17 protein-coding genes are annotated in these 17,662 nt (G+C 62.6%); 6 read left to right on the top strand and 11 right to left on the bottom strand.

The window, feature by feature from the left end; translation table 11 throughout:
* Window positions 1-24: 24 nt before the first annotated feature.
* Window positions 25-375, top strand: a complete 351-nt coding sequence (locus BFN10_RS06560; RefSeq protein ID WP_071488982.1) for a YgaP family membrane protein — start codon at window positions 25-27, stop codon at window positions 373-375.
* Here the strand turns inward: BFN10_RS06560 and BFN10_RS06555 are convergent.
* Window positions 372-1,592 carry a hypothetical protein gene (locus BFN10_RS06555; protein ID WP_071488981.1) on the bottom strand — a complete coding sequence of 407 codons (1,221 nt, stop codon included), beginning with the start codon at window positions 1,590-1,592 and terminating at the stop codon, window positions 372-374. The two genes, BFN10_RS06560 and BFN10_RS06555, sit on opposite strands and share 4 nt — an antisense overlap.
* Window positions 1,593-1,605: 13 nt before the next feature.
* A complete protein-coding gene (locus BFN10_RS06550) occupies window positions 1,606-2,055 on the bottom strand; it encodes a YcgN family cysteine cluster protein (RefSeq protein ID WP_003172524.1) in 450 nt (149 codons plus the stop codon).
* A 154-nt stretch (window positions 2,056-2,209) separates the two neighbouring features.
* Here BFN10_RS06550 and BFN10_RS06545 point away from each other — a divergent pair, with 154 nt between their 5' ends.
* On the top strand, window positions 2,210-2,794 hold the full coding sequence (locus tag BFN10_RS06545) for a nitroreductase family protein (RefSeq protein WP_071488980.1): 585 nt from the start codon (window positions 2,210-2,212) through the stop codon (window positions 2,792-2,794).
* Window positions 2,795-2,834: 40 nt separating this feature from the next.
* Here BFN10_RS06545 and BFN10_RS06540 read toward each other — a convergent pair whose 3' ends face one another.
* The 6 genes from BFN10_RS06540 to BFN10_RS06515 all read right to left on the bottom strand — a co-directional run bounded on the left by BFN10_RS06540 (window position 2,835) and on the right by BFN10_RS06515 (window position 10,653).
* Window positions 2,835-5,855, bottom strand: coding sequence for an OspG family effector kinase (locus BFN10_RS06540; RefSeq protein WP_130898100.1), 3,021 nt, complete (start codon window positions 5,853-5,855; stop codon window positions 2,835-2,837).
* Window positions 5,856-5,994: 139 nt separating this feature from the next.
* Window positions 5,995-6,927, bottom strand: coding sequence for a D-2-hydroxyacid dehydrogenase (locus BFN10_RS06535; protein ID WP_071488978.1), 933 nt, complete (start codon window positions 6,925-6,927; stop codon window positions 5,995-5,997).
* 108 nt (window positions 6,928-7,035) lie between these two features.
* Window positions 7,036-7,329 (bottom strand): YcgL domain-containing protein, encoded by a 294-nt coding sequence (locus tag BFN10_RS06530; RefSeq protein WP_071488977.1) that lies wholly within the window; start codon window positions 7,327-7,329, stop codon window positions 7,036-7,038.
* Window positions 7,326-8,459, bottom strand: a complete 1,134-nt coding sequence (rnd, locus tag BFN10_RS06525) for a ribonuclease D (protein ID WP_071488976.1) — start codon at window positions 8,457-8,459, stop codon at window positions 7,326-7,328. The genes BFN10_RS06530 and rnd overlap by 4 nt, the downstream gene beginning before the upstream one ends.
* Before the next feature lie 122 nt (window positions 8,460-8,581).
* Window positions 8,582-9,181, bottom strand: a complete 600-nt coding sequence (locus BFN10_RS06520; RefSeq protein ID WP_071488975.1) for a class I SAM-dependent methyltransferase — start codon at window positions 9,179-9,181, stop codon at window positions 8,582-8,584.
* Between the two features lie 101 nt (window positions 9,182-9,282).
* Complete coding sequence (locus BFN10_RS06515; protein WP_071488974.1) at window positions 9,283-10,653, bottom strand: glutamine synthetase family protein; 1,371 nt, start codon at window positions 10,651-10,653, stop codon at window positions 9,283-9,285.
* 344 nt (window positions 10,654-10,997) lie between these two features.
* On the opposite strand from BFN10_RS06515, the gene BFN10_RS06510 reads away from it, so the two are divergent.
* Window positions 10,998-11,768 (top strand): transporter substrate-binding domain-containing protein, encoded by a 771-nt coding sequence (locus tag BFN10_RS06510; protein ID WP_071488973.1) that lies wholly within the window; start codon window positions 10,998-11,000, stop codon window positions 11,766-11,768.
* On the opposite strand, the gene cynR is transcribed toward BFN10_RS06510, so the two are convergent.
* Window positions 11,743-12,609, bottom strand: a complete 867-nt coding sequence (gene cynR, locus BFN10_RS06505; protein WP_071488972.1) for a transcriptional regulator CynR — start codon at window positions 12,607-12,609, stop codon at window positions 11,743-11,745. The genes BFN10_RS06510 and cynR overlap by 26 nt on opposite strands.
* 111 nt (window positions 12,610-12,720) lie before the next feature.
* On the opposite strand from cynR, the gene BFN10_RS06500 reads away from it, so the two are divergent.
* From BFN10_RS06500 to BFN10_RS06490, 3 genes are read left to right on the top strand one after another with little or no spacing between them, the layout of a single operon-like run.
* A complete protein-coding gene (locus tag BFN10_RS06500) occupies window positions 12,721-13,350 on the top strand; it encodes a carbonic anhydrase (protein WP_071488971.1) in 630 nt (209 codons plus the stop codon).
* Window positions 13,351-13,377: 27 nt separating this feature from the next.
* Complete coding sequence (gene cynS, locus BFN10_RS06495) at window positions 13,378-13,848, top strand: cyanase (protein WP_071488970.1); 471 nt, start codon at window positions 13,378-13,380, stop codon at window positions 13,846-13,848.
* A 54-nt stretch (window positions 13,849-13,902) separates the two neighbouring features.
* Window positions 13,903-14,742 carry a cache domain-containing protein gene (locus tag BFN10_RS06490; RefSeq protein ID WP_071488969.1) on the top strand — a complete coding sequence of 280 codons (840 nt, stop codon included), beginning with the start codon at window positions 13,903-13,905 and terminating at the stop codon, window positions 14,740-14,742.
* A 15-nt stretch (window positions 14,743-14,757) separates the two neighbouring features.
* Here the strand turns inward: BFN10_RS06490 and BFN10_RS06485 are convergent, their stop codons facing one another.
* Window positions 14,758-16,275: an MDR family MFS transporter gene (locus BFN10_RS06485; protein WP_071488968.1), complete on the bottom strand. Its 1,518-nt coding sequence runs from the start codon at window positions 16,273-16,275 to the stop codon at window positions 14,758-14,760.
* Window positions 16,276-16,341: 66 nt separating this feature from the next.
* Window positions 16,342-17,526: a 4-hydroxybenzoate 3-monooxygenase gene (gene pobA, locus BFN10_RS06480; protein WP_173668617.1), complete on the bottom strand. Its 1,185-nt coding sequence runs from the start codon at window positions 17,524-17,526 to the stop codon at window positions 16,342-16,344.
* Window positions 17,527-17,662 lie beyond the last annotated feature (136 nt).

The raw sequence follows: 17,662 nt of genomic DNA, 5'->3' as shown, positions 1-17,662 counted from the left end.
AATAGCCCTTGTTGGAGACAGATCATGAGCGACAGCAAAACCTTGCGACCTATCATCGAACACACCCCCTTCGAGACTCAGCCAAGGCAGAACGTGCACGGTTGGGAGCGCATCGGCTCGGTGGCCGGTGGTGTGATGATGGTGGGCAAAGGCCTGCGCCGGGGCGGGATTTTCGGCCTGATCCAGGTGGCGATTGGCGGCGTGGCGCTGGCCCGAGGTTTCACCGGGCACAGTTCGCTCAAAGACAAGCTGGAGCAGGGCCGCCAGGAAATGAACACCGTGCGTACGAAGATCGAGCGCGCCGGCGCAGAGTTGAAGAACTTGAAGACCAAGGCCGAAGTGGCGGCCGAGAAGGCCACCAAAACCAGCGTCTAACGTAGCAGCTTACTGTCCAGCACCACCGACGACTCGCCGATGATGCTTTCAGCCAACTGCACAAACTCCGCCGTGGTGATGCGGCTGGCCCGCATCACCGCTTGCGTCAGGTCATCCAGCGACCGCTTGTTATGAGTCTTCACGCGGATCTCGCGATCCAGTTCCTGCAGCAGCACCACCGCCCGTGACACTGTCGCGCCGCTGACGTGCTCGCCACGCAGGCTGGTCACGTCCTTGCCTTCCTTCGCCAAGCGCGCCTGTATCGCCTGGTAACGCTCATCGGTGATGCCGCCGGCGCGGCGCAGCAGCTCGATGGCGTAATACTCGCCCAAGCCCTCGCTGATCCAATCACTGGTGTCGTGATCGTTGAAACGCCCTACCGCCTGCACCACTTCACGAATCAGCGGGCTGCCGCCGTTTTCGCTGACCAGCGGCGTGTGGCTGTTGAGGTAGATCGAATCATGCGCCGAAAACGCACCACGACGCATCGGGTCGCTGGCGCCGACCACCAGCAGCTTGGCCGGGTGACGCGGGAACGCCGTTTCCACCTGCGGCCAGACGAAGGTCAGCAACGTCAGCACATCCATACGGCGCATGGCCTGGCCCTTGGGCGAAGCCACGGTGACGTCGGTTTCGCCCAGGCGTACGCGACGACTGCCAAGGTTGCCGGCAAGCATCCAGCCGGTGGGCCGGTCGAACAGGCGCGACACATTGTCGATGCGGAACTTGTTCTTGCCGATTCGGGGCCAGGCGGTTTCGACGCTTTTCCAGCCGGGCGGCAGTTCAAACACCAGGCGCGAGACCAACTCGACGCCGTCCTGCTGGTCGAGCCGCGCCGTCGGCACCAGGTCATCGCCGCGAAACAGCGCCCAGCTTGGTGTCATCCGCGCTTCATAGATACCCGGCTTGCGCGCGTGGGTGAGGCGCACGCGGTAGGTCAGGCTGGCCTTGTCGGCGCTGGGTTGCCACAGGCCACGGTGTTCCTTGACGCTCCACTGGCCGTCGGCCTTGAAGTCGCTGTAGTCGCCGTCGCGACCCAGGTCGAAGTTCAGGCTGCGCACCGCCGAGCCCTGGGACAGGCTCAGGCGTACCTCGGCCTGATCGCTCTGGGGCAGCAGTTTGACGTGATAATCCAGGTCGACTTTTTTCGCGCACCATCCAGGCTGACTCAGTACCAACAACACCAGGCTCGCCGCCAGCTTGGTTCGCACCCTCATACACACTCCCCTTTCAGCCAGCGCGGAAAATCAGGTAATCCTCCCAGTCGTCCTCGGGCACGCTGCCTTCGCTGAGCATGCGCCCGGACTGGGAAATGCGTTCATGGTGCACGGCATCACGGTCGCCGCACACCAAGTGGTGCCACAACGGCAAGTCCTTGCGCTCGCTGACCAGGCGGTAACCGCAGGTGGGTGGCAGCCATTTGAACTGGTCGGCCTGGCCCGGGGTGAGCTGGATGCAATCGGGCACCGATGCACGACGGTTGGGGTAGTCGGTGCACTGGCAGGTCTTGAGATCGAGCAGTTTGCAGGCGATACGCGTGTAATAGACGCTGTTGTCGTCTTCATCTTCAAGCTTTTGCAGGCAGCACAGGCCACAGCCGTCGCACAACGACTCCCACTCCTCCTGGTCGAGGTGTTCGAGGGTTTTGCGTATCCAGAAAGGTTCGACTTTGGCGGCCATGGCTCTACATCAGTATCGGCAGGTGAAAAGGCCGCCAGTCTAGTGCCCACGGCTGCGGGATCCAAGCGCTTACGACTGGCGGTGTTACAGCACTTGTCAGTCTAGTGGCTGCGCAGTAGCTTTGAGGGCCGAATTGACGATCAGGAACTGCTCCATGACACGTGTTGCCGACTATCCGATCCACACCCAGTTCACCGACCGCTGGTCGCCTCGCGCCTTCACCGGCGAGAGCATCTCCAAGGAAACCCTGCTGAGCTTCTTCGAAGCCGCACGCTGGGCCCCTTCCGCCTACAACTCGCAACCCTGGCGTTTTCTCTATGCGCGCCGCGACACGCCGGACTGGGAGCGCTTCCTGGGTTTGCTGAATGAATTCAACCGTGGCTGGGCGCAACATGCGTCGGCCCTGGTGATCATCGCCTCGAAAACCGACTTCACCGCCCCCGGCGCCACGGAGGAAACCCCGGCGCTGTGGCACACCTTCGACACCGGTTCCGCCTGGGGCCACCTGGCGCTGCAGGCCAGCCTCAGCGGTTGGCACACCCACGGCATGGCCGGCTTCGATCAGGAACTGACCCGCAAAGAGCTGAAGATCCCGGAGGGCTATGCGCTGCATGCCGCCGTGGCGGTTGGCAAGCTGGGGGACAAATCGACTTTGCCCGAGTACCTGCAAAGCCGTGAAGCGCCAAGCCCACGCAAGCCACTGAGCGAGTTGGTGTCCGAAGGTGACTTCAGCCTGTAGCGCCCGGTGAACACTGCCCCCGAGGGGGCAGTTGTGCGATCTACGCGATCATCTGACGGAACTGCGCCCTGAGCTTGTCGGCGTCACGCAGGAAGTCATCCCGGTGTATCGCAAACGTCGACTCATCAAAGTGCAGGACATCCTTGGGCGGAAAGTCGAAATCCACCGGGTAGACTTTGTTTTCCTTCGCCGAATACATGAAGTTGGACAACTGCACATCGTTGGGAAACATCTCTTTCTTCTGCAGGTCCGCCAACATCTGATCGAGTGCCTGCTGTGCTTTTTTCGGCAAACTGCGCGGCGCAATGGCATCCAGCGCGACTCCGTCGATCTTTTTCATTTTTATATAGCCGCGGCCGTTTTCGAACAGCGTCATGGCAAACCCTTCGCCGTGATACTCATTCAGGCAAGCCGCTTGCCGCTCGAAGTAATCAGGCACTTTTACATGACCCGGCTCCCGGGTTTCCTTATAGACATGAATGCCGTCGAGACTTTCATAAAGACGGCTCTCGGAGCCCCCGCCCATCATCCGCCCCAGGTCTGATGCAACGCTGGGCGGGTTCCCACCCCTTGCCCCCAAGCGCATCCACTGGTCGCCCTGCACATGCTGCACCAGCAGCGGGGTCTGCCGATTGGCACTGTAGATGCGCGCCTGGACCACGCCTTCAGGCGTGCGGGTGACTTCACGCACTTCATAGACCGCCGCCTGGCCACTGCTGTCGATATGCCGGATATGCGCGGTGTGCCCATCCGCCGCCCTATACACGCCCTGGCTGTTGCGTGTGCGCCCGGCAAGGTTGGATTCAGACACCCTGTACTCGCGAAACAGCGTGTTGCTCAGCTCACGGCCAGGCGCAACTTCAACGGTGGCAATAGCACCGTCCACAGCGCGCGCTTTGGCGGCGAAGTCTTCCAGCGGGCTGCCATAGGCCTGCATCCGGTCCGCATCAAAGCTATACCACTTGCCGTCCTTGAGCACCGCGCCGCCTTCCACTGTCTGGCCGGCCACCTTGAATGTCCCGGTGGCGGCCACGCCATGCTGTTGGCTCGCGGCCTTCAGCACGTCATAGCTTGCGCTGCGCCCCGTAAGCTTATTGAGGCCCCGTAATCCCAGGCGGCCGCCCTTGTACAACAGCCAGCCGCTTCCCACCACCAGATCCCCAAGCCCCGCCGCCGGGTTAAAGGTTTCAATGGCTGTCAGGCCAACAAAACGCAGCGCTTTCGACAGTCCGCGAATGCTGGTCACCCCCTTGGAAAAGGCTTTGCCGGCCTGCGCGGCCTTGCCGGCCCCCAAGGTCAACAGACCGACCACATCCAGCGCCAGATCAAAGGCTCCCTCACCATAGTTACCCTTGATGAAGTTGACGATGGCCGACCTGAACGGGATCAGGTTCAAGAAGAACTCCCCGACAGCCTGGTTGGTGGCGCGGTTTTCATCGTAGGAGGTGACACCTCTGGCATACGCCAACACGTCTTCGTTTTTCAAGTCCAGGGACCTGGCGAACACTTCGCCGATGGCATCGAATCGGCTGCCACTGGTCCCTTGTGCCGGACTCAAGGTGTCAAAGAGCACGGTTTTACTGACGACGTTCGCGGTCCTGGACTCCATGTTCCTGGCGGTGTAAGGCTCCGTATAGCGCCCCCTCAAGTAATTCTGTTTTTGTATCGTGCCGCTGCGCGTATCAATCTCATAGACGTTGACCTCCCCACCCCGCGTTGTCTTGACATGCAGGGTATGCCCGCGCGTCTTGAGGGCCAGCGGGGTAAGGAAATCCATGGCCATGGTGTATTCGTTGGTATGGAAGAATTCGAGCTTGCCGTGCTTGAAGTTGTTCCTGTCTTCCTGCGGCAAGGTGGAAACGAGGTAACTGGCCAGGCCCTTGTGCCCGTCTTCATGGGCTTGGATAGCCAGGTCATACTGGCGCTTGAAATCCTCGGCCACCTTGAAGGTACCGCCTTCATACAGGTGGCAGAACCGTTTGACCGGGATGCGGGGATTCTTGGAGATCCAATGCTCTTCGTGGCCCAGCGGCGCACCCTCCATCACGATATCGAGCATGGAATGCATGCCCGGAAAGAGCCCAGGACGTCCCGGCCTCAGCCAGGCTTTCTGGATATCACGGATCTCGAACACACTCGGGTCCACACCGGGGAAGCATTCCTGGAGTCGGGCCAGGGCCATCGCCCGGCGACTGGGAATCTCGGTCTGCACGGCGGCGCTGGCTTTCATCAGCGTGCTCAATTGGCTGTTGTAGGCGATGCGCGCGCGTTCCAGGTCACTGTCGGTCAACGTCGATGAGCCATCGAGCACGCCACTGGCCGCTGCCCAGTCGGTCAACGCCTTACGCTGCACATGCTGGCTATCCAAACGGTCAGAACCGGTCTGTCCGGCCTTCGCCAGGACTTCGGTATAACTCATAGTGGGCGTGGCCCCAGGCGAATCGGCTTCGACCCTGGCGACCGCCATCGCCAGTTGCACCCAGATGAGGCTGCCGTAAGTCACATTGGCGGGGATGCCCTTGACCAGAAACTCGGGAGCCCTCAAGGCAAGGAGCAAGCGCGCCGCAAATGTCGCGGTTTGAGGCGTTGCCCGTCCTTGTTCGACCAGATGGGCACCCACGCCTTCGATCACCACTGAAGCTGGCTGCCCCCGGTAGCCGCTTTGCCCCTGGATAAATCCGTGGATCGAGTTCAGCGGATCCAGCCCTAGCTGGAGAGCGGCGATCACGTAATCCTGGTTGCTCGCGTCTGTCGGCAAACCGCCGAGTTCACTCTGGATGACCTGCTTCAGTGCCTGAGCTTTGGGCGAAGCCAGCAGTTTTTGCAGGGCAAGTTCCAGGGTTTTCAAGTCGGTGTTGGTCACCGCGCTACCGCTGAGCAAATCCCCCAGCACGCCTATGCGACTGTCCGGCATCAGGTCGAGGATGGCTTGCCGCTGCGATTCAGTCAGCGGAACCGGCCAGGAGAGCGCCCCGCCGAAATTACCCAGTACGGGAGCAGGTGCCGGTGCGGCCGCAGCTGTTTCACTTGGACCGGTGACGGCCGGGAGGGGAGTATTCACATTGCCCGCTTGAACAAGCGGGGCAGAAACGCGGTGAGCAGCGTCGATAGCGGTCATGATGTTCAGCTGTCCGTGGCCAAGAAGTCACTCTTGGTGCTGGAACCTGGCAAAACGGTTCCAGCGGGACGGTGAAGCGTGATCAGTAACCGCGGTCGAAATCCACTTCCCCACGTAATGCGTTCTTGGCCTGGTACGCCCGCAGGTTTTGCACAAACAGTTCCACCATCAATTCCGGCGAGGTCGGCGCGGAACTGTGCCCGGTCAGCAACAGCCCCCAGGCGGTCCAGAACGGATGACGCTGCGGCAACGGCTCCTGGCGGCACACATCGATCACCGCACCGGCCAGGTGCCCTTCCTTCAAGGCTTCGACCAGGTCGGCATCCACCACCGCCACCCCGCGTCCGACGTTGATAAACAGCCCGGTCGGCTTGAATTGCTTGAACAGCGACGCGTCGTACAGGTCGTGGGTGCTCGGCGTGTTGGGCAGCAGGTTGATCACGTAGTCCACCTCGCCCACCAGACGACCCAACTGGTCGAGCCCGGCCACCTCGATAAACGGCGCCTGCTCACGTGCAGTACTGGCGATACCGTACAGTTTCACGCCAAACGGCACGAGAAACTCGGCAACACTCTGGCCGATATCGCCGGTGCCGACAATCAACGCCTTGCGCCCGGCCAGACTCTGGCCCATGCGGTTGTCCCATTTGCGCTCGACCTGGCTCACCAGGCGCGCCAGTACTTCGCGCTCGTGGCCGAGCATGTAGGTGAGCACGAATTCAGCCATGACCTGGCCAAAGATACCCACGGCACGGGTCAGTCGATAATCCCGCGGCAGGCCCTCGGCCAGCAGCGGGGTGATACCGGCCCAGGTCGATTGCAGCCATTGCGGGTGATGGCCCTGGCGCAGCAGCGTCGCCAACAGGTCCGGCTGGCCCAGCCATACCGGGCAATCGGCGGCCAGGCGCGACAACTCGGCCGAGTCGCCGCTGGTCAGCACTTCAAGGTCCGGTGCCGCTTCGCCGAGCAATTGGGCGTAGAGCGGGTGATCCTGTTCAGCAATCAGAACACGCATGCATAAAACCTTTCAAAAACAGTACGGACGGCCGCCCGCATCCTTACGGCCACCGCCCACTTATACGATTCCATTGAAGCGAGTGCCCCGGATGGGGGCACCGGTCGATCACATCGGGTCGTTGCGGCGCAGCAGCTCTTCGGGCAAGTGTTCGATGTACTCGTCCTCGGCCGGTGGCATTTGCAGGTGGTAGCCCTGTTTGTCGAGGTTTTCCAGGACTTGCACGATGTCTTCCTGTTGCAGCTTGCGCTCGGGCGTCAGCACCAGGTCAAACGCGTGGGCCGGCTTGCCGAAAATCGTGATCAGCGCTTCAGGCACACGTTCAAGGGCATCGCTCTTGAGCACATAGAGGTACATACCGGTGCGTTTGGAGCTGCGGTAGATGGAGCAAATACGTTTCAAGGCTGTTCTCCGGCGGTGGCCAGGCTGTCGAGCAGCGCCTGGCCCATCAACTCGCGGCGCCAGCCACGCAGCGAGTCTGGCAATTGGTAAGGCCCATCGGGGTAGCCACTCTTGACCAGGGCTTCGAGGGTTTTCTTGCGCAGCATCAGTTCCGGCGCCATGTCCAGGCGTTCGGCCTCAGCCTGGCCAAGGGCGCGCAGTTGCTTGATCAGTGCGGCGGCATCCACCGGCAAAGGCTCGGCAACGGCGGGCGGCCATTGGTCCATGGGCACGCTGCCGGCACGCTTGATCAGGTCCAGCAGGAACTGGCCGTCCTGACGCACGGTACGCGGGTGCATGTCTTCGATCTTGCCCAGGGCGGCGAGGTTATCCGGCTGGGATTTGGCCAGGGGCCACAGCGAGTGTTCGCGAATGATGCGGTTGCGCGGCAAGTCACGCGCGCGGGCTTGCTGCTCGCGCCAGGCGCACAGTTCACGCAGCACGGCGAGCTGGGCGCGGGACAGTTTCCACGCCAGCTTGGCGTCGCGGTACACCTCGTACGGGTCGACTTCGCGGCGCAGGTTGGCGACCAGCTCGGCACCGTCTTCCAGGACCCAGGCGTACTTGTCGTCGGACAGTTGCGGACGCAGCCGCGTATAGACCTCGGCCAAATGCACCGCGTCTTCGGCGGCGTAGCTGATCTGGGTCTCGGACAACGGCCGCTGCAGCCAGTCCGAACGGGTCTCGCCCTTGGGCAGCTCGATGTCCAGCACGGCTTGCACCAGGCGCGAGTAGCCCATGGAGAAACCGAGGTTCAGGTAAGCCGCCGCCAATTGGGTGTCGAACAACGGCGCGGGCAGGCTGCCGGTCAGGCGCAGCAACACTTCGAGGTCTTCGCTGCAGGCATGCAGCACCTTGATCACCGCCGGGTTCTCCAGCAGCGCAGCCAGGGGTTGCCAGTTGTCGATGGTCAGGGGATCGATCAGGTAAGCGCGCACGCCATCACCGATCTGGATCAGCCCGGCAATGGGGTAAAAGGTGTCGACCCGCATGAATTCGGTGTCGAGGGCGACGAATGGCAACTGCTGCCATTCGGCGCAATGCTGGCCGAGGCTATCGTTGTCGCAGATCCAGTGAATATCGATGGCCACACGGCTCTCCCTTGAAGAATGGCGCGCAGTATATATCGCGAAAGGGGCTAGCGAGCATCCGCAGTGCACAGCCGACCATGAAAACTCAGACAGGAGATGAAGAATAGTCCGACAGGCGGGAGTTATCCTCTCTTACGAAGAACGTAGACCCGCCACAGGTTGGAGCCCGGCATGAACTCGTGATGGCTCAGGACCTTGAAACCGGCCTGGCGGAACTCGTCCTCAACGCTGGTACGAGAAGGCACAGAGACAATCACCGAGTCGCGGCTGACCCGATGAAACTCGCGCAGCAACGCCTGGCGCCCTTCACTGCCGGGCACATGGCGAAACAATTCCAGGCAGAAAATGCAGTCCACCGCATTCGCCGACAAACCGATGGAAAACGCCGACCCCTGGAATGTCTTGACCCGCTTGAGCAATGCCGCCGGATGGTGGGTAAGCGCGTGGTCGAGCATGTCCTGAGAGTTGTCCGACGCCAGGATAACCCGGTTGACGTGTTCGGCCAGCACCGGCCAGAAGCGCCCCGACCCGCAGGCCAGGTCGAGGATCAGGCCCGGCTCACCCGCAACTTTCAAGGCCTGACGCACCAACCACTCACTGCGCCAGGCCGCCAGGCGCTGCGTCAGCCCGGGCGGGCGCGTGTCGCCGCAGACCCTGGCGTGCTCACGGCCGCAGCGCTCGGCGTATTCAATCTCGATGGAGGAAGGCGTGTGTGGCGACATCGCGGGCTCATATGGGTGAAACGGCTGTGAACGACCTTGATTCGCAGCTTAACCAGCGCAACGTGAAAAAAAGGTCGAAACCGTGATTGCCACCCAATCGATCATGCCTGATGCAAATACCACCGCCAGTCTTGCTCCCCGACCTCGCCCATGAACTGGCGGTATTCGGCGCGTTTTACCGCCAGGTACACGCCAAGGAACTCACTGCCAAACGCTTCCCGTGCCCAACTGGAAGCCTCCAGTGCGCGCAGGGTGGTGAGCCAGTCGGTGGGCAGCAGCGCCTTGGCCTGGGCATAGCCGTTGCCTTCCACCGGGGCGCCGGGGTCACGTTGCTCACGGATGCCGCGATGGATCCCGGCCAGGATCGCGGCGGCAGCCAGGTAGGGATTGGCGTCGGCACCGCAGATACGGTGTTCGATATGCCGCGAATTGGCCGGCCCGCCCGGCACCCGCAGGCTGACGGTGCGGTTGTCCACCCCCCAGGTGGCGGCCAGCGGCGCGTAGCTGTTGGTCTGGAAACGCCGGTAGGAGTTGGCGTTGGGACAGAACATCAGCAATGAGTCGAGCAAGGTACTGAGCATGCCGCCCACTGCCTGGCGCAACAGCGGCGTGCCATCAGCGGCCTCGCTGGCGAACAGGTTATGGCCCTCGGCGTCCGCCAGGCTCACGTGCATGTGCATACCGGTGCCAGCCAGGTCGTCGAACGGCTTGGCCATGAAGCACGCGGTCATCCCGTGTCTATGCGCCACGCCCTTGACCAGGCGTTTGTAGCGCACCGCTTCGTCCATGGCTTGCAGGGCATCGGTGCGATGTTCCAGGGTGATCTCCACCTGGCCCGGCGCGTATTCGGAAATGGCGGTGCGCGCCGGAATACCTTGCAGCTTGCAGGCGCTGTAGAGGTCGGCCAGGAATGGCTCGATCTGCTCCAGTTCGCGCAGGCCATAGACCTGGGTCGAGCGCGGTCGCCCGCCGTCCACATCGCGTGCCGGTTGCGGATGGCCATTGGCGTCAGGCTTCTGGTCAAGCAGGTAGAACTCCAACTCGGCCGCCATCACCGGGTAGTAACCGTCGGCCTTGAGCCCGTCGATCACCTTGGCCAGCAGGTGCCGTGGGTCGGCCACGGTGGCAGGCAGGCCTTCGGTGGGGTGCATGCTGACTTGCACCGCCGCAGTGGGGATCAGCCGCCACGGCATGCGCTGCAGACTGCCGCTGATCGGGTAGGCGCGGCAGTCGATATCGCCCACCTCCCAGACCAGCCCGGAGTTTTCCACGTCGTCGCCGTTGATGGTCAGGCCGAGGATGGTGCTGGGCAAAGGCCGCCCGCTCTCGTACACCGCCAGCAGTTCGTCGCGGTGCAGCCACTTGCCGCGTGGCACGCCATTGTTGTCGAGGATAAACAGCTCGAACATCTCGATGTCCGGGTGTTGTTCAAGGAAAGACTGGGCTTCCTGCAGGCAGGCAAAAACACTCATGGGCATTCTCATACGTAGGGGTCGGGCAGGCGCGCAGGTGCACGCCATCGAACGGGATGGATCAACGTAGGAATGCGGTATCTGGTGGGCGGGCGTGCCGGCAGTGGAACAGGGCCCAGAACGCGAGGGCGGACGGCAGTTTCGCGGAGTGAGTGTCGGAGGAGCCGTCCATGCGGGGATCACAGTGCAAGAGATAACTACCAGCGTCACACGCCGGCACAGGGCAATTAAATTCAGGGTTGACGGAGTTTGGTTGCAACTTGGCTAAACATTCAGCGTGCCTTGCCACCCTGCCCCACGCTGGAAATAATGGCCGCCCCGACCATGCCCAAGGACTCGACCGCATGAAAGCTCTTTTCGCCCTGTGTGTACTCGGCCTGGCCACCAGCGCCGTGGCCGACACCGCGCCCTCGCGCCTTGACCAGGTGCTCGAGCGCGGCACACTCACCGTCTGCACCACCGGTGACTACAAGCCCTACACCTCGCTGCGCGCCGACGGCACCTATGAAGGCATCGACATTGCCATGGCCGAATCCCTGGCCAAGAGCCTCAACGCCAAGATCCACTGGGTGCCCACCACCTGGAAAAGCCTGATGCCGGACTTCCTCGCCCAGCGCTGCGACATCGCCGTGGGCGGCATTTCGGTGTCCCTGGAGCGCCAGAAAAAAGCCTTCTTCAGCCAGGCCCTCGGCGTCGACGGCAAGATCCCCCTGGTGCGCTGTGCCGACGTGCAGCGTTACCAGAGTGTCGAGCAGATCAACCAGCCGAATGTGCGCGTGATCGAACCGGCGGGCGGCACCAACGAAGTGTTTGCCCGTGCCCATCTGGGCCAGGCGCAAATCCGTTTGCACGACAACGTGACCATCTTTGACGAACTGCTGGCCGGCAAGGCCGACGTGATGATCACCGACGCCAGCGAAGCGCGTTACCAGCAAAAGCTCAAGCCCGGGCTGTGCGCGGTCAACCCGGAACGGCAGATGCAATACAGCGAGAAAGCCTTCCTGCTGCCCCGCGATGACGTGGCGTGGAAGAGCTACGTCGACCAGTGGCTGCACCTGAGCGTCGCCACCGGCGTGTACGACGGCATCGTCAACCAGTGGCTGGCGGCGCCTTGATCAACGCGACAAAGGCCCGGCACGCGGCGCTGCGATAGGCGCCCCGGCGACTGAGCAGTGCCACATTGCGTTGCGGTAACGCAGGTTCAAGGGCGACCGCGCGCAACTCCGGCTGGGCCTGGGCAATCGCGCTGGGCAGGATGGTTGCCAGGTGGGTGTTGCGCACGATTTCGATGATCGCACTGATGGAGTTGGCCTCCATCGCAATCAACGGCTTTACCCCTTGCTCGCGGCAATAGCCATCGATGTAGCGCCGCGTCGCAAAGCCTGAGTTGAGCAATACCATCGGCTGCTCCAGCCACTGCCGGTCTTCCCCCCCTGGATGGCCGGCCCCCACCACCACGCTCAACGCTTCGGCAAACAGCCCTTCGCACTCGATGTCCGGCAGATGCTCGCCGGTAAAACCGATGCCGATATCCAGCAGGTCCTCGGTGAGCGCGGTTTCCATGCGATCCTGGGTCAATTCTTCGATGCTCAGGGTGATTCCCGGATACAGGGCGTTGAACCGCGCCAACAAAGGGCCGATCAGGTACGCGGTGAAGGTCGGCGTCATCGCCAGGCGCAGGCTGCCCCGGCTCAAGTCCTGCACGTCATGCATGGCCCGCGTGCCGGCCTGCAGGTCCTGCAGGGCCAGGCGCGCAAAGCGCGCATAGGCGGCGCCGGCATCGGTGAGGCTGACACTGCGCCCGGAGCGGTCCAGCAACGGCGCGCCGAGGGTGTCTTCCAGCTGTTTGATCTGTTGCGACAAGGTCGGCTGCGACACGTGCAGCGCCTCGGCAGCGCGGGTGAAATTACGGTACTCGGCAACGGCCAGCAGGTAACGGATATGGCGCAACAGCATCGGCGGCCCTCCAGCTATAGGCATGACTTATGGAAACCATAATAAGCCGGTCTTGGACGCTATAGCTGAAAACTTCCATCCTTGCCCCATCAGCGACGCAAGGAGAACCCCATGCAAGACCTCATCAACGGCTTTCGCAAGTTCCAGTCAGAAGCCTTTGGCCAACGCAGCGACCTGTTCAAACACCTGGCCACCACCCAGAACCCCGGCACGTTGTTCGTGTCCTGTTCCGACAGCCGGGTGGTCCCGGAACTGCTGACCCAGCAGGAACCCGGCGATCTGTTCGTGATCCGCAACGCCGGCAACATCGTGCCGTCCTACGGCCCGGAGCCTGGCGGTGTGTCGGCCACGGTCGAATACGCAGTGGCGGTGCTGGGGGTGCGCGACATCGTGATCTGCGGCCATTCCGACTGCGGCGCCATGACCGCGATCTCCACCTGCAAATGCCTGGACCACCTGCCGGCCGTGGCCAACTGGCTGCGCCACGCCGAGTCGGCCAGGCTGATCAACGCCGCCCGCGAGCATGCCTCGGACGCCGCCCGCCTGAGTTCATTGGTGCGCGAAAACGTGATCGCGCAACTGGCCAACCTCAAGACCCACCCTTCGGTCGCCCTGGCGCTCGGGCAAGGCCGGCTGAACCTGCATGGCTGGGTGTACGACATCGAGACCGGTGCCATCGACGCCCTGGACGAACGCAGCGGTGGCTTTGTGTCGCTGCTGGATCAGATTCACGCTGCCTGACCTATTCCAACCAAAGAGGACACCACCATGTTGCAATCCCACTTCGCCCAAACCCCACGCCTGGCCCTGGCCGATACCGTGATCGAACTCAAGGCGCGCAAGAACCTGTCCTGGCAGGACCTCACCGACGGCACCGGGCTGAGCCTGGCATTTGTCACCGCCGCCCTGCTCGGCCAGCACCCGTTGCCCAAGGAGGCCGCTGATGTAGTGTGCGACAAACTCGGCCTGGACCAGGACGCCAGCCGCCTGCTGCAAAGCGTGCCCCTGCGCGGCAGCTTCCCCGGCGGCGTGCCGACGGACCCGACAATGTATCGCTTCTACGAAATGCTCCAGGTCTACGGCTCGACCCTCAAGGCGCTGGTCCACGAGCAATTCGGTGACGGCATCATCAGTGCGATCAATTTCAAGCTGGACATCAAGAAGGTCGAGGACCCGGACGGCGGCTCGCGCGCTGTGATCACCCTGGATGGCAAGTACCTGCCGACCAAACCCTTCTGAGTGGCCCGCGACCGTCTACGCTCTTGTCACACCAACAAGATCGAGGGACGGGTAATGAAGGCACTGCTTCGAACCACCTGGCTGCTGCTGTTGTGTTTCAGCCAGGTGCACGCCGCAACGGCTCAGGATGAGGACGCCCAGGCCGCCAAGGCGCTGCTGGAAAAAGCCTTGGCTTACTACCAGGGCAATGGCGACAAGGCGTTTGCCGCCTTCAGTCGCCAGGGCGAGTTTGTCGACCATGACCGCTATGTGTTCGTGGTCGACACCCGGGGCGTGCTGCTGGCCAGTGGCGGGCCCTCTTCCGCCTTGATCGGCCGCGACGTGTCCGAGGTGCTCGGGCCGGAGTTGCGCCAGTCATTCAAGGACGCGCTCAAGGTGCCGGAAGGCCAGGGCATCCAACAGGCCGATTACCGCTGGCAGAACTGGAACGACGGCAAGGTCGAGCACAAGCACGTGTTTTATCAACGCGTGGGCGAACGCATCCTGGCGGTGGGTTACTACCTGCCCCGGGCCACTCCGGAACAGGCCCGGGCCCTGCGCAACAAGGCGGTGAACGCACTGCTCAAGGATGAAGCCGGCACGCTCAAGGCCATCAATTCCTTGCAGGGCGGTTTCCTGCAGGATGACCTCTACGTGTTCGTGGTCGACCTCGATACCCAGCGCTATGTGGCCCATGGCACCAACCTGCGCCTGATCAACACCGACTTCAGCAAGATCAAGGACCCCGACGGCAAGCCGGTGGGCGAGCCGATCCTGAAGCTGATGACCGAGCAGGACCAGGGCGAATACAAGTACCGCTGGAAAAACCCGGTGACCGACAAGGTCGAGAACAAGCATGCGTATGTGCGCAAGGCCGGGCATTTCATGGTGGCGGTGGGTTACTACAGCCCGTGAATGGTGTCCTGCCGGTTATTTAGCGTTGTCTTCACGGCCGCGCAGTACCCGGTTGGGCATTGCGATTGCGGCCGCGAGCCCCAGCAGCGACACCGCTGCGCTCACCATCAACAAATGCCGGAAGGTCACCGCCAGTTCCCCGCGCAGGGCGTCCTGCGCCGGGCCGGGGGCGGCGTTGAGGCCGTCGAGCAGCACGTTGCCGGAACTGCCCTCGGCCACCAGCGCACCGCTGGCCAGGTGGGCGAAGCTGGAGTCCTGCAGCAGCGCCAGCAACAGCGCCGACATGCACGCCACCCCTACCGCCCCGCCCAGGGAACGGAACAGGTTGGTGGTGCTGGTGGCGACGCCGATGTCGCGTTGTTCCACCGAGTTCTGCGTGCCCACCAGCGAAGTGGGGAATTGCATGCCGGCCGCGATCCCGCACAGCAACATGAACATCGCCGTCAGCCCCACCGCCTGGGGCGCGCTCAAGGCCATGCCAAGAATCGCAAAGGGGCTCAGCAAGGCGCCACTGAGGATCATCGGTTTATAACGACCGGTCACCGAGGTCATGCGCCCGGCAAAATAGGCGCCCATCGGCAAGCCCATCGCCAGGGGCAGCAGGTGCAGGGCCGCGCTGTCAGCGCCTGAGCCGGTCACCGTCTGAAAGCGCAGCGGCATCAGCACCGTCAGGGAAATCGCCTGGAAGCTGGTGAAGAAAATCGTGCACCAGCACAACACCGCGCTGCGGTTGGCGAACAGATGCATCGGCAACAACGGCTCCCGGGCGCGCCGCTCATGCCAGACAAACACGGTTAACGCCACTAGCGCACACGCCAGCAAGCCGAGCACCTGATCGTCGCGCCAATGATGGCCCTGGCCGATTTCGGTAATGCCCAGCAACAAAGCGGTCAGGCCGATGATCATCAGCAACGTGCCGAGGTAATCGATGATCGGCTTGCGCTGCGGCACCGGCAGCCCCACCAGCGTGCGATGGGCCACGTACCAGGCGCCGGCGCCCAATGGCAGGTTGATCAGGAATACCCAGCGCCACGACAGGTACTCGGTCATGTAGCCGCCGAGCACAGGCCCGGCGACGCTGGCCACCGCGTACATGCTGCTGAAATAGCCCTGGTAGCGCCCGCGTTCGCGGGGCGGGATGATGTCACCGATGATCGCCTGGCTCACCGAGATCATGCCGCCCGCGCCGATGCCCTGGAGGATCCGCGCCAGCACCAGTTGCTCCATGCTTTGCGCCATGCCGCAGAACAGCGAGGCCAGGGTAAACAGGCCCATGCCGATCAGCATCATTGGCCGCCGCCCGTACAGGTCGCCCAGCTTGCCGTAGATCGGCACCGCCACGGTCATCGCCACCATGTAGCCGGAGATGACCCAGGCCAGCAGGTTGACGTCATGGAATCGAGCGGAGATCGCGGGCATGGACACGGCGACAATCGTCTGGTCCAAGGCCCCCAGGAAGATCGCCATCATCAGTGAGGCGAGGATGCTGCGCACGGCGGGCAGCGGCGGAACGGGCTGATTGAGGTGCGTCACGGCAAGACCTTCGAGCAGGGCCCGCGGGGAAAGGCGGCCCGCGGGAATGCTCGATACGATAGCAGGCTATTCGATAGCTTCGTAAGGAAGCCCGACGTAATTTTCGGCGATGGTCTTGCGCCCGGCCTCGGAGTGGATGAAGTAATCGAGTTCACTCTCGGCGATGCGCTGGCTGAAGCCATCCGCCTTGGGAAACTGATGCAGCATCGAGGTCATCCACCAGGAAAACCGCTCGGCCTTCCACACCCGCCGCAGGCAGATGGCCGAATAGCGCTCCAGCAAATCCACCCGGCCTTCACCGTAGACCTTGAGCAGAATCCGATAGAGGGTGCTCACGTCACTGGCCGCCAGATTCAAGCCCTTGGCCCCGGTGGGCGGCACGATATGCGCGGCATCGCCGAGCAGGAACAGACGCCCGTACTGCATCGGCTCCACCACAAAGCTGCGCAGCGGCGCGATGCTCTTCTCGATCGACGGACCGCTCACCAGGTCGGCTGCGAGGTGGCTGGGCAGACGGGTTTTCAGTTCGTCCCAGAAGCGCGCATCGGACCATTCATCAAGCGGCTCTTCCACCGGCACTTGCAGGTAATAACGGCTGCGCGTCGGCGATCGCATGCTGCACAAGGCGAAGCCACGCGGATGTTTGGCGTACACCAGTTCAGGGTGAACCGGCGGCGTATCGGCGAGGATACCGAGCCAGCCGAAAGGGTAGACCCGTTCGAAGACGTTCAGTGATTCAGCCGGGATCGATTGGCGCGCAACACCGTGGTAACCATCGCAACCGGCGATATAGTCGCACTCCAGGCGAAAGGCTTCGCCCTGATGTTCGAAAGTCAGCCAGGGTCGATCACTTTTGAGGTCGTGCGGTTGCACGTCATGGGCTTCATACAGGGTGATGGCGCCCGCGGCAGCACGGGCGGCCATCAGGTCGCGGGTGACTTCGGTCTGGCCGTAGATCATGACCGTCTGGCCGCCGGTCAGCGCCTTGAGGTCGATGTGGGTCAACTGGCCATTGAGCGCCAGCTCGAAGCCCTCATGCACCAGGCCTTCGTTGTCCATGCGCTGGCTGACGCCCGCCTGCCGCAGCAGGTCGACCATGCCTTGTTCCAGCACCCCGGCACGGATGCGGCCTTGTACGTAATCGGCGCTCTGGCGTTCCAGGATCAGAGTCTGGATACCGGCGTTGTGCAGCAGTTGGCCGAGCAACAGTCCGGAGGGACCGGCGCCAATAATGGCGACTTGGGTTTTCAGCGTTTTCATTATTTTTATGGCCCGCAAGTTCCACTCGAACGGATTGAGTGAAAGAGTTGTCATTGGTCTTGTTGCTGACATTTTTCACTTGAGTGGCCGGCATAAGAAGGTGAAAACTGAGCCAAAGCCTGCGCTT

The sequence above is a fragment of the Pseudomonas extremorientalis genome, assembly GCF_001870465.1.
In the GTDB taxonomy this organism is placed as follows: Bacteria; Pseudomonadota; Gammaproteobacteria; order Pseudomonadales; family Pseudomonadaceae; genus Aquipseudomonas; species Aquipseudomonas extremorientalis.
This window is presented reverse-complemented; position numbering and strand designations above follow the sequence as displayed.

Coding starts and splice junctions, on each gene's coding strand:
- BFN10_RS06560 (WP_071488982.1), top strand. CDS start 25: ATGAGCGACAGCAAAACCTTGCGACCTATCATCGAACACACCCCCTTC.
- BFN10_RS06555 (WP_071488981.1), bottom strand. CDS start 1,592: ATGAGGGTGCGAACCAAGCTGGCGGCGAGCCTGGTGTTGTTGGTACTG.
- BFN10_RS06550 (WP_003172524.1), bottom strand. CDS start 2,055: ATGGCCGCCAAAGTCGAACCTTTCTGGATACGCAAAACCCTCGAACAC.
- BFN10_RS06545 (WP_071488980.1), top strand. CDS start 2,210: ATGACACGTGTTGCCGACTATCCGATCCACACCCAGTTCACCGACCGC.
- BFN10_RS06535 (WP_071488978.1), bottom strand. CDS start 6,927: ATGCGTGTTCTGATTGCTGAACAGGATCACCCGCTCTACGCCCAATTG.
- BFN10_RS06520 (WP_071488975.1), bottom strand. CDS start 9,181: ATGTCGCCACACACGCCTTCCTCCATCGAGATTGAATACGCCGAGCGC.
- BFN10_RS06515 (WP_071488974.1), bottom strand. CDS start 10,653: ATGAGTGTTTTTGCCTGCCTGCAGGAAGCCCAGTCTTTCCTTGAACAA.
- BFN10_RS06510 (WP_071488973.1), top strand. CDS start 10,998: ATGAAAGCTCTTTTCGCCCTGTGTGTACTCGGCCTGGCCACCAGCGCC.
- cynR (WP_071488972.1), bottom strand. CDS start 12,609: ATGCTGTTGCGCCATATCCGTTACCTGCTGGCCGTTGCCGAGTACCGT.
- BFN10_RS06500 (WP_071488971.1), top strand. CDS start 12,721: ATGCAAGACCTCATCAACGGCTTTCGCAAGTTCCAGTCAGAAGCCTTT.
- cynS (WP_071488970.1), top strand. CDS start 13,378: ATGTTGCAATCCCACTTCGCCCAAACCCCACGCCTGGCCCTGGCCGAT.
- BFN10_RS06490 (WP_071488969.1), top strand. CDS start 13,903: ATGAAGGCACTGCTTCGAACCACCTGGCTGCTGCTGTTGTGTTTCAGC.